9 protein-coding genes are annotated in these 12,169 nt (G+C 43.2%); 8 read left to right on the top strand and 1 reads right to left on the bottom strand.

Annotation, left to right across the window (positions count from 1 at the left end; translation table 11 throughout):
• The first annotated feature begins 38 nt into the window (after positions 1-38).
• Together BLS59_RS32500 and BLS59_RS15270 are read left to right on the top strand one after the other, a co-directional pair.
• On the top strand, positions 39-200 hold the full coding sequence (locus BLS59_RS32500) for a FeoB-associated Cys-rich membrane protein (protein ID WP_091150151.1): 162 nt from the start codon (positions 39-41) through the stop codon (positions 198-200).
• A 67-nt stretch (positions 201-267) separates the two neighbouring features.
• On the top strand, positions 268-3,732 hold the full coding sequence (locus tag BLS59_RS15270) for a trifunctional glycoside hydrolase family 18/polysaccharide deacetylase/glycosyltransferase family 2 protein (RefSeq protein WP_091150150.1): 3,465 nt from the start codon (positions 268-270) through the stop codon (positions 3,730-3,732).
• A 29-nt stretch (positions 3,733-3,761) separates the two neighbouring features.
• Here the strand turns inward: BLS59_RS15270 and BLS59_RS15265 are convergent, their stop codons facing one another.
• On the bottom strand, positions 3,762-3,965 hold the full coding sequence (locus BLS59_RS15265) for a hypothetical protein (protein WP_091150149.1): 204 nt from the start codon (positions 3,963-3,965) through the stop codon (positions 3,762-3,764).
• 340 nt (positions 3,966-4,305) lie between these two features.
• Between BLS59_RS15265 and BLS59_RS15260 the strand changes: the two genes are divergently transcribed.
• The 6 genes from BLS59_RS15260 (at position 4,306) to secA (ending at position 12,127) form a co-directional block, all read left to right on the top strand.
• Positions 4,306-5,184, top strand: coding sequence for a cell division protein FtsX (locus BLS59_RS15260; RefSeq protein WP_091150148.1), 879 nt, complete (start codon positions 4,306-4,308; stop codon positions 5,182-5,184).
• A 120-nt stretch (positions 5,185-5,304) separates the two neighbouring features.
• Positions 5,305-5,574 carry a DUF3098 domain-containing protein gene (locus BLS59_RS15255; RefSeq protein ID WP_091150147.1) on the top strand — a complete coding sequence of 90 codons (270 nt, stop codon included), beginning with the start codon at positions 5,305-5,307 and terminating at the stop codon, positions 5,572-5,574.
• A gap of 109 nt (positions 5,575-5,683) precedes the next feature.
• Positions 5,684-6,481: an undecaprenyl-diphosphate phosphatase gene (locus BLS59_RS15250; RefSeq protein WP_091150146.1), complete on the top strand. Its 798-nt coding sequence runs from the start codon at positions 5,684-5,686 to the stop codon at positions 6,479-6,481.
• A gap of 376 nt (positions 6,482-6,857) precedes the next feature.
• On the top strand, positions 6,858-7,592 hold the full coding sequence (gene truB, locus BLS59_RS15245) for a tRNA pseudouridine(55) synthase TruB (protein ID WP_240315248.1): 735 nt from the start codon (positions 6,858-6,860) through the stop codon (positions 7,590-7,592).
• 79 nt (positions 7,593-7,671) lie between these two features.
• The gene (locus BLS59_RS15240) at positions 7,672-8,595 is read left to right on the top strand and encodes a bifunctional riboflavin kinase/FAD synthetase (RefSeq protein WP_091150144.1); all 924 of its coding nucleotides are present in this window, start codon (positions 7,672-7,674) and stop codon (positions 8,593-8,595) included.
• Positions 8,596-8,821: 226 nt separating this feature from the next.
• Positions 8,822-12,127: a preprotein translocase subunit SecA gene (gene secA, locus BLS59_RS15235; protein WP_091150143.1), complete on the top strand. Its 3,306-nt coding sequence runs from the start codon at positions 8,822-8,824 to the stop codon at positions 12,125-12,127.
• Positions 12,128-12,169: the final 42 nt, after the last annotated feature.

Raw genomic sequence — 12,169 nt, 5'->3', positions numbered from 1 at the left:
TCTGTACGTATATATTAAAAATGTAGTATTTTTGCAACATGAATATTCAAGCCATCATTATAATAGTTTTATTTGCTGCTGCAATATTTTACATCGGCCGTATGATGTATAAAAGCCTTACGGCAAAAAAAGGATGCGGTGGTAATTGTAAATGTGGGGTCGATTTTTCGGGCGTTGATGCCCCAAAAGCGCGCAAGTAATTAACGGTTACCATTCATTAAATCTTCATATGTTAGCCATACTTTTAACCAGAAGTAACCTCACTTAATGTCTTCAAACAAGCAAGTTTTTCAGGCCGATTCACCGGGTAGATGGAATAAGTTTAAATGGCTTAGCCGTGTTTTACTTATCGTGCTCATTATTGGTATCGTTGCCGTAATAGTTACTATAAAATCTACCTACTACCCTGATCTTCCCAACCTTGATCCTGCCCCAAAAAAGATGTCGAAAGAGGAGTTGGAGCAACTTAAACGGTCAACTAAATACAAATACTTCCGTATTCAGAAATCCGAAATTGAAAGCATGGAGCGGGCAAGGCGTTTGCACCAGCTAAAACAACCCAACAATAACGACAGGATAAACGCGGGTTTTTATCGCCCCTGGGAGCCGCAGGCCTACAATTCGCTGGTAGTGAACATCAAGCATCTGGATATGGTGGTGAGCGAAGGTTTTTCTGTATTGCCCGGCATTGATACCGTTGTTACCAAAATTGATACGGGGTTAATGAACCTCAATAAAAAATATAAAAAGCCCATCTTAGTTACGCTTTCAAACTATGTTAACGTCAATAATACTACTGGTGGGTACGATAGCAAAGATGTTGAACGTATATTTAAAAATAAAAAATTACGTACCGGTTTTATAAACAGTATAGTAAACTCGCTCACTAAATATAAGTTCAAGGGTATCAACGTAGATCTGGATGAGATAAAGGACAGGAACAGCGCCAGCTATGTGGCTTTCCAAAACGAACTTTATGCAACCTTAAACGCAAAACACTTCCTGGTTACACAAAACGTAGTGCCCGAGGACGAGGCGTATGATATTGTGAGGCTGCAGCATGTTAACGATTTTCTGTTTATTATGGCCATTGATGAGCATAATGAACAAAGTAATGCCGGCGACCTGAGTAATCAGCACTGGGTTGAGCAGATATTGGATGATGTATGTTCAAAAGTGCCGAGCGAAAAGATCATTTTAACCTTTGCAGGCGGCGCTTATGACTGGCGCGAAAGTAGTGTAGGCAAGCCAATTGGCTATCAGCAGGCTATTAGTACAGCAGAGGAAAAACAAAGTAAGATCACTTTTGATCCTATGTCGGCCAATTTGCGTTACACCTATATGGATAAGGATAGCCTTGACCATACCGTATATTTTACAGATGCGGCCACCAATTTTAACGTTATCCGCATGGCCGATGACTGGGCCACAGGCGGCGTTGCCCTTTGGCGCTTAGGCACCGAGGATCCACGGTTATGGTCGTTCTTCCAAAAAAATCTTTCTATTGATTCTCTGCGCAAAACAGGGGTTGATATGCGCAAATTAACCAGTGTAGGCTTAAATAACCGCGTTAACGTTGATTATGATGGCGATGGCGAGGTGCTTGACCTTATTACCACTCCCGCCACTGGCGAAATAGCGGTTAAAATAGATACCAACAGCAAAACCGGCGATTTTATGATTGCCGATCAGCATTATATTAAACTGCCTACCAAGTACGTGATCCGCAGGTATGGGTATAAGCCTAAGAAGATCGTTTTAACTTTTGATGACGGTCCAGACCCTGATTATACGCCGCGGATCATAGATATCCTTAAAAAGGAAAATGTACCGGCAGCGTTTTTCGTGGTAGGCTCCATGGCCGAGAAAAATATTCAGCTGTTAAGGCGCGAATATGAAGCGGGTTATGAAATTGGTAACCACACCTTCTTCCACCCGGATATATCAACTATAAGCCTTAAGCGCGTAATACTGGAACTTAATGCCACCCGTAAGCTTATAGAGGCGGTAACGGGGCGCAGTACCATCCTGTTCCGTCCGCCATTTAATGCCGATGCCGAGCCACAAACCCTGGCCGAGGTTATCCCGGTAGCCGAAAGCCGCAGGCAAAGCTACATCACCATAGGTGAATCTATAGACCCTTGGGATTGGCAACCTGGTGTAATTGCCGATAGTATTATTGCCCGCACCATAAGGCAAAAGGATAACGGATCAATGATATTGCTGCACGATGCCGGAGGCGATACCCGTGAAGAAACTGTAAAGGCATTGCCGGCAATTATTCATTATTTTAAAGCACATGGCTACCAGTTTACCACCATTGCCGATATACTCGATAAAACCAAAGACGATTTGATGCCGCCCATTAAGGACGACCATAGCGGAATATTTGGGCCACTGTACAATGTGTTTATACATGGTTACTATTACGTGAATTGGATTTTGGTGTACATATTCTTGTCGGCTATTTTCCTGGCTGTTGGGCGTATTGTATTGATAGGCATACTTGCGGTAAGGCAAAATAAAGAGAATAAAAAAATGGTGAAACTGCGTGGCGATAATATTCCGCTGCCGCCGGTAAGTATCATTGTGCCTGCCTATAACGAGGAGGTGAATGCCGTTGCAACCATCCAGAGTTTGTTAAAAACCGAGTACCCGGTATTCGAGATCATATTTGTAGATGACGGATCGAAAGATAAAACCTTTGAGGTAGTTAGCGCCGCTTACGCCGATAATCCGCTGGTTAAAATATTAACCAAGCCAAACGGAGGCAAGGCATCGGCACTTAATTTTGGTATTACCCACGCCCAAAGCGATTTTGTAGTTTGTATTGATGCCGATACCCAGCTTAAAACAGATGCCATTTATCACCTCATGACGTACTTTACCGATGAGGAAATAGGCGCCGTGGCAGGTACCGTAAAGGTGGGTAACGAAACCAATATCATCACCCGCTGGCAGTCAATAGAATACATCACCGCCCAAAATATGGACCGCCGTGCTTTTGATTTGATCAACAGCATAACCGTGGTGCCGGGAGCTATCGGTGCGTTCCGGAAATCGGCCATTTTCCGTGCCGGAGGGTTTACTTATGATACCCTTGCCGAGGATTGCGACCTTACTATGCGCATACTTAAACAAGGCTACATCATAAAAAACTGCGCCGAAGCTATCGCCTATACCGAGGCACCGGAAACAGTAGATATGCTGCTGAAACAGCGTTTCCGCTGGAGCTTTGGAGTAATGCAAAGCTTTTACAAAAATCGCGACGCGCTGTTCAACAAAAAGTATAAATTCTTCGGGATGGTGGGTATGCCAAATATCCTCATCTTCCAGATCATCCTGCCACTGTTTTCGCCGCTGGCCGATCTGATGATGATCTTCGCCCTGTTTGGCGAGAAGCCAGAGAAGATGCTTATATACTATGTAGCATTTGTGGTTATCGACTTTATTGTAGGCATCATCGCCTTCCGTATGGAAAAGGAAGATTACCGCAAGCTCATTTACATTATCCCGCAGCGCTTTATGTGGCGGCAGCTAATGTATTACGTATTGTTTAAGTCTTTACGCAAAGCCCTCAAAGGCGAACTAAGTGGCTGGGGCGTACTAAAACGTACAGGTAATGTAAACGTTAAGACGCAGCAAACTAAAACGAAGCCCATATATATTGTTATAATTGGCTTAGCAATAGCGGTAATTGCATACCTGGTATTTAAACATTACAGTAAATAAAAAGAAAGAATAACCCATAAAAAAAGCGCCTAATTTTTAGGCGCTTTTTTTATGGGTTCAACAGGTTGTTCTTCCCTTTCGTGCTTTTTGGCAATATCGCCGCCATGCGGTTCATCGGCATGGTATTGCTTATCCTCCTTTGCTACCTTGCTTTTGCCGCCGTTATCATCGGGGCGGTGGGTAGGAGTATCAGCAGGTGATGGTTTGTCGGGTGAATTTGCTGGCTTTGTCATGATGGGATAACAAGCAATAACGACTAATTGTTTATTGGTCTGAACCAGGATTTATAGGATCTGGCAGATTTAGCGATTCCTTTGTAAATCAAAATCCGCGGATTCCGATAAATCTGTTTAATCACGGTTCCAACAAAAAAGTTAATAAATGTTAAAACTAATCTGCTAATAAGCTATTAAACAATATTTATAAGCAATAAACTTTTACCTTTAAGGCGTGTTTCTTAATTTCGCACGTAATATCAGATGTGAGATGTGAGATATGAGATGTGAGACAAGCTTCAACGCGAGGCTGTTTTATTTATCTCAGATCTCAAATCTCACGTCTCAAATCTCAACTATGGAAGAATTTGAAGCAAGTGCATCGTCAAAAAAAGTAAAAACCATTTACATTTCTACTGTATTTGGTATTGCTATGGTGTTGTTAATGATAGGGCTTTTGGGTTTGATTTTGGTACACGCCAACAACCTTAGCCGCTATGTAAAAGAAAATATAGTGCTTAATATTTTTGTTGATGACGCCGCCCACGAAACCGATGTAATGCAATTACAAAAACAGCTGGATGCCAACCTTATGGTTAAGCAAACTCAGTATGTGGGTAAAGAATTGGCTGCGCGCAATCTGCAAAAAGACCTGGGCGAAGATTTTGTAAAGTTCTTAGGTTACAACCCACTGTCGCAATCATTGGATGTTTATCTTAAAGCAGATTATGCCAACAATAAAGACATCGAAAAATTTAAAGCCGAATTGCTGAAGAACCCCCTGGTTAAAGAGGTAAAATACCAGCAATCGTTGGTTGACCAAATGAACCAAAACCTTACTTCTATCAGTTTAATTATATTGGCGTTTGCCAGCATATTTGTGATCTTGTCTGTCGCGCTTATCAACAATACCATTAGGCTGGCCATTTATTCGCAGCGTTTCCTTATCAAATCAATGCAATTGGTAGGGGCTACCAAAGGATTTATTCGCAAGCCGTTTTTGCTGTATGGTATCTGGCACGGTTTGCTGGGTGGCCTTATCGCTATTATTATATTAATAGGGTCACTTTACCTGGCTTACAGGCAAGTACCCGAGCTGGTATTTTTGCAGGATTATACCGAATTTGGCATCGTATTTTTAGGTGTGATAGGTATAGGCGTTTTCATATCGGCCTTTAGTACCTTCCTGGCGGTTAACAAGTTTTTACGTTTAAAAATATACGACCTGTATAGATAGGTTAAAGGCAAAAGGTCAAAGGCGAAAGGTTTTGACCCGGAGCAAATAAATAAAAATATTAAGTGAGTGAAACGGAAAAAATCACCAATTCACTAAATCAATAATTCGCTAATTAAAAACATGGCACAACAAGTTAAACCGTCTGCAACTGTAAAAACTACAGCGCCTGCAGCAAAATCAACCAGCACCGAGCAGGTTAAATTTATATTTGATAAAAGCAATTACAGGTTACTCATCATTAGTGTGGCTGTTGTAGCATTTGGTTTTGTGCTGATGTCTGGTACTACCGATATTTACAGCAACACCAAAATAGTTATAGCGCCAATAGTAGTATTAGCCGGTTTCGCATTAGGCTTTTTTGCTATATTAAAAAAGCCGTCGGCTCAATAAATTGGCGAATGGTTGATTTGATGAGTGGTTGATTAGCTATTCAACGCTCTTTACTCAATCAACCTTCACTACTCACCTAATCAACCACTCAACCCTACCACAATACCCCATGAATTTAATTCACGTAATTGTACTTGCCATAATTGAAGGCTTAACAGAATTTTTACCCGTGTCATCAACCGGGCACATGGTTATAGCCTCTTCAATACTCGGAATAGGGAAAGACGATTTTGTAAAACTATTTGAGGTTGCTATTCAGTTGGGTGCTATTCTTTCGGTAGTTGTTTTATATTACAAGCGATTTTTAAAGTCGATAGATTTTTACTTTAAGTTGGTAGTGGGCGTTATCCCGGCGGTGATTGTTGGGGTATTGTTTAAAAAGCACATAGATGCCTTACTGGAAAGCCCAATGGTGGTAGCAGTATCCCTGTTGGTAGGCGGTATTATATTGTTATTTGTTGATAAATGGTTTAACAAAACAGATGTTAAGGAAGAGCAGCAAATAGGCTATGCTACCGCATTCAAGGTGGGTTTATTTCAATGTCTTGCAGTAATACCGGGAGTATCACGTTCGGCAGCTACCATTGTTGGGGGTATGAGCCAAAAGTTAACCCGTACTGCCGCAGCCGAATTTTCATTTTTCCTGGCAGTACCCACCATGTTTGGTGCTACTTTAAAAGAGATATGGGATTATCATAAAGATCACACACCACTTTTTACCGCCGATCAGATAAAATTCCTGATTATTGGTAATATCATTGCGTTTATAATAGCCATGCTGGCCATTAAATCATTTATTACCTTTTTGGAGCGTAAAGGCTTTCGTTTGTTTGGCTGGTACCGTATAATTGTGGGCGCCGTAATTATCGGGCTTATTGCAAGCGGGCATCAACTGGAGATCTTATAAGGGAGGCTCTGCTATCGGTTCGACTCACCCCGCCGGCACTTCGTGCGGCGACCCTCTCTTCAGCTTCGCTGGAAAGAGGGTGAAGACACCTTTTCTCTTTCTATTCTCCTTAGTAATATCAATACTATCCATCTCACTTGCGCTCGTTTGTAACGAGTGCTTAACACGGTTACGCGATTGCATCGCGACGAAGCGTTGTAAACGCAAAAACACTTTAAGCACTCGTTACAAACGAGCGCAAGGAATCTCAGATCCTGCAATCCTCTTTCCGCCGAAGGCGAAGAGAGGGGGACCAAGCGTAGCGATGGTCGGGTGAGTAAACTCTGCGTCCCCCGGTTCCAACAATTTCCCTACCTTTGCCGCTTTAATTATCAAATTGAAGAACACGTACTCCAAAATAGAAGAATTTGCCGAAGGTCAGTTGCTGCTGGTTAATAAGCCCTATGGGTGGACCAGCTTTGACGTTGTGGGCAAAATTCGCAATTCATTTAAGCCGCTTAAATTAAAAGTGGGGCATGCAGGTACGCTTGATCCACTGGCTACAGGTCTGCTCATTATCTGCACCGGAAAAATGACCAAGCAGATAGACACCTTCCAGGCCGAAGAAAAAGAATATACCGGTACCATGGTGCTTGGCGCTACCACGCCATCGTACGATATGGAAACCGAGCCCGACAATAAATTTGATACCAGCCAACTTACCGAACAGCAGCTGCGTAATAATTGCGCGCAGTTTACAGGTGATATTCAGCAATATCCGCCGGCACACTCGGCCATTAAGATAGATGGCGAGCGGCTATACGAAAAGGCCCGCCGTGGCGAGGAAGTGGAACGCCGCCTGCGTGCCGTAACCATCGGTACGTTTGAGTTAACTCGTATTGAACTGCCCGAGGTTGATTTCAAGGTGGTTTGCAGCAAGGGTACTTATATCCGTTCGCTGGTGCATGATTTTGGGGCTACGTTGAGTAACGGGGCCTATCTGTCTAAACTGCGCCGCACGCGCAGCGGTAATTATTTGGTGGCCGATGCCTGGGAAGTGATGGAATTGGTAAATACCATAAGGGCCTTAAAAGAGCCAAAAGTGCAGGTGGCAGATGGGGATGGTGAGTAGTTTTACATTTTCCTGTCAAAATTTCAGGCTCCGTAAGTCTGCTCAACTAAAAAACTAACTTTGTGTTTTTACGCATAAGATGAGGGTTTATAATAATATCAACGAGTTTACAGCCGTAAAAAATGCAGTAGTAACTATCGGCACGTTTGATGGGGTACACATAGGGCATCGTAAAATAATTTCACGCATCAATGAACTGGCTAAGGAGATCAATGGCGAAACCGTTATCCTTACCTTTTTTCCGCACCCGCGCATGATCCTGCATCCCGAGGATGAAAGCATAAAGCTGATAACTACCATCACCGAGAAGGCCCAGCTAATGGAAGAATTAGGTGTAGATCATTTAATCATCACGCCTTTTTCCCGTGATTTTAGCAACCAGACGGCAGAGGGCTACATCCGCGATGTGCTGGTAAATAAAATAGGTACAAAAAAAATAGTAATAGGCTACGATCACCGTTTTGGGAAAGACAGGCAGGGCGGCTTAGTCGATCTGCTAAAGCTTGGTCCGGTTTATGGTTTTGATGTGGTAGAAATTCCCGAACAGGATATCAATGAGGTGGCTATCAGTTCAACCCGTATCCGTAAAGCGCTGTTAAACGGCGAGATAGACCTGGCCAATACCTTTTTAGGGTACCCCTTTCACATTAGTGGTAAGGTAGTTCGCGGCGATCAGATTGGCAGGCAAATCGGCTATCCAACGGCAAATATTGTTGTGGAGGAAAAGTACAAGCTTATCCCATCTGATGGTATTTTTGCGGTAACCGTTACCATAGCCGGCGAAACCTATAAGGGCATGGCCTACATAGGCACCCGCCCAACGGTTAACGGCCTCACACGCAACATCGAAGTAAATATCTTTGATTTCGACCAGGAGATCTATAACCAGTCCATAAAAATGGAATTTCACCATTATGTTAGGGGCGATGTTAAGTTTTCATCGCTTGATGAACTGAAAGTACAACTCGCCCAGGATAAGGTTGATGTGCTGGCGTTGTTGTAGCGCCTCACCCAACCCTCTCCAAAGGAGAGGGCTTTTAAGCATGGGGCCATTTTATAAAGTACTATTATAAGTAATTAAATTGTTCTTGAAGTCTCCTCTTTTGGGGGAGATTTAGAGGGGGCGACCCCTTAAAACTCAAAACTAAAACCGTACCTTTACCTGTCAATATGGCTTTATCACTTGCGTTGGCGCAATTGTTGAGTTTGTAGGATCATATCAAAATAATATGTTAGATTTTATCAGTAAGCTTTTTGGAAGCAAATCAGAGCGGGATGTAAAAAGTATCAGGCCCTTAGTTGAAAAAATTAAGGCCGAATTTGCAAAACTCGATAACATCAGCAATGATGAGCTTAGAGCTAAAACAATAGATTTTAAAGAAACAATTGCCCAGGGGCTTTCTGGTATTGATAGCGAAATACAAGCTATTAAAGACCGTACCGAAAATGAACCCGACCTTGACGTGAGCGAAAAGGTGGAGCTATATACCCAGCTGGATAAACTGGAGAAAGACCGTAATAAAGAACTGGAAGATATATTGTTAAATATATTGCCAGAGGCTTTTGCGGTTGTTAAAGAAACCGCCCGCCGTTTTTCAGGCAACAAAACCATTGAAGTTACCGCTACCGATTTTGACCGTGAACTTGCTGCACGCAAGGGCAACGTTATAATAAAAGGTGATAAAGCCGTACACCACAATACCTGGCTTGCCGCCGGTAATGAAGTTACCTGGAACATGGTACATTACGATGTACAGTTGATAGGTGGTGTTGTATTGCACCAGGGTAAAATATCTGAAATGGCAACGGGTGAGGGTAAAACGCTGGTAGCTACGCTGCCTGCATACCTTAATGCTATTGCCGGGCAGGGTGTACACATTGTAACCGTGAATGATTACCTGGCCCGCAGGGATAGTGAGTGGATGGGGCCATTATATGAGTTCCATGGTTTATCTGTTGATTGTATTGATAAGCACGAGCCAAATTCTGAAGATCGCCGCAAAGCCTACCTTGCCGATATTACTTTTGGTACCAATAATGAGTTTGGTTTTGATTACCTGCGTGACAACATGACACGCAGTCCCGAAGAACTGGTACAAAGAAGATTGCATTTTGCGATGGTGGATGAGGTCGATTCAGTATTGATTGATGATGCCCGTACACCGTTAATTATATCTGGCCCTATACCACGAGGCGACGAGCACGAGTTTTATGAATTAAAACCACGCATTGAGCGTTTGGTTAATGCCCAAAAAACTTATGTTAACCAAGTATTGAATGATGCCAAAAAGGCAATTAATGCCGGTGATACTGATGCCGAAGGTGGTGGCTTAGCCTTATTGCGTGCTTACAGAGGTTTGCCAAAAAGCAAGGCGCTTATCAAATTCCTGAGTGAAGGCGGTAACCGTACTACTTTACAGAAGGTTGAGAACCATTACATGCAGGATCAGGGTAAGGATATGCCTAAGGTTGATGCCGAACTTTTCTTTATTATCGACGAAAAAAATAACCAGGTTGAACTGGCCGAAAAAGGTATCGAACTAATTACTGCATCGGGCGAAGACCCTCACTTCTTTGTGATGCCTGATGTAGGTACCGAAATTGCCGAAATTGAAAAATCAAGCCTGAGCGCCGAAGATAAAATAGCCCGTAAGGATGAGCTGATGCGCGATTTCTCTATCAAATCTGAACGTATTCACTCGGTAAATCAGTTACTGAAGGCTTACACCTTGTTTGAAAAAGATACCGAATATATTTTGGACGAAGGCAAAGTTAAAATTGTTGATGAGCAAACAGGCCGTGTATTGGATGGCCGCCGTTACTCCGATGGTTTACACCAGGCTATCGAAGCAAAAGAAAATGTTAAGGTAGAGGATGCTACGCAAACCTTTGCTACCATTACTTTGCAAAACTACTTCCGTATGTACCACAAACTTTGCGGTATGACGGGTACTGCCGTAACCGAGGCTGGTGAGTTTTGGGAGATATACAAGCTGGATGTAGTAGAAATACCAACAAATACTGTTGCAAGCCGCGAGGACAGGCAAGATTTGGTATACCGTACCATCCGCGAAAAATATAATGCCGTTGCCGATGAGATAGTGACACTTACACAGGCCGGTCGCCCGGTATTGGTGGGTACCACATCGGTAGAAATTTCTGAATTATTGAGCCGTATGCTTAAACTGCGTGGCATTAAACATAACGTACTGAATGCCAAAATGCACCAGAAAGAGGCCGATATTGTGGCTGAAGCTGGGCAAACTGGTACGGTTACTATTGCTACCAATATGGCTGGTCGTGGTACGGATATTAAACTTGGCGAAGGCGTACAGGCAGCTGGCGGTTTGGCCATTGTAGGTACCGAGCGCCATGAAAGCCGTCGTGTAGACAGGCAGTTACGTGGTCGTGCAGGTCGCCAGGGCGATCCGGGTTCTTCCCAGTTCTTCGTATCGTTAGAGGATAACTTGATGCGTTTATTCGGATCAGAGCGGATCTCTAACCTGATGGTGCGTATGGGTATCGAGGAAGGCGAAGTTATTCAGCACTCTATGATCTCCAAATCAATTGAGCGTGCGCAGAAAAAGGTAGAAGAAAACAACTTCGGTATCCGTAAGCGTTTGCTGGAGTATGATGATGTGATGAACTCACAGCGTACCGTTATTTACACCAAACGTAAAAATGCCCTGTTTGGTGATCGTTTGGATGTGGATTTGAGCAATACCATTTTTGATGTAGTTGAGGATATCGTTACCGAATATAAAGAAGCCAACAATTACGAAGGCTTTAGGCTTGAGGTGATCCGTTTGTTCTCAGTTGATATCGAAATGAGCATTGATGAGTTTGCATCAAAATCAATAGTTAACCTTACCGATGTTACTTTCCAAACGGTAATGGATTTCTACAAACGAAAATCTGAGGCCATTGCCCAACAGGCATTCCCGGTACTTAAAGATGTGTTTGATACCCGCGGCCAGTATGTAGAAAATATTGTGGTTCCGTTTAGCGACGGTATTCACGGCATCCAGGTTTCTGTACCACTTAAAAAGGCTATTGAAAACCACGGCCATGAGGTGTTTAAATCGTTTGAGAAAAACGTTACCCTTTATCTTATTGATGATGCCTGGAAAGAGCACCTGCGCGAAATGGATGAGTTAAAACAATCTGTACAAAACGCGGTTTATGAGCAAAAGGATCCGCTGTTGGTTTACAAGTTTGAAGCTTTTGAACTATTCAGGGGGATGCTGGCCAACGTAAATAAAGAGATCGTAAGCTTCCTGTTCAGGGGAGGTATCCCGGTTCAGCAGCAAGCCGAAGAGGTGCGCGAAGCAAAGCCGGAACCAAAGCTTGACCTGCGTAAAATGAAAACCATCAAAGCCGAAATGGTAAGCGAAAGCGGTATCCCGCTTGATGATTTTCAGGAGCAGCAAAAAACTACCCCAGTACGCGTCGAACAAAAAATTGGCCGTAACGACCCTTGTCCTTGCGGTAGCGGTAAAAAATACAAAAACTGCCACGGCGTAGGGCAGAATTAAGGGAACACAGTTTGTCATCCTGAACGTAGTGAAGGATCTATT

It is taken from the genome of Mucilaginibacter pineti (assembly GCF_900101875.1).
GTDB classification, from domain to species: domain Bacteria; phylum Bacteroidota; class Bacteroidia; order Sphingobacteriales; family Sphingobacteriaceae; genus Mucilaginibacter; species Mucilaginibacter pineti.
Note: the sequence above shows the minus strand (reverse complement) of the source record. Positions and strands in the feature narration are given on the sequence as shown.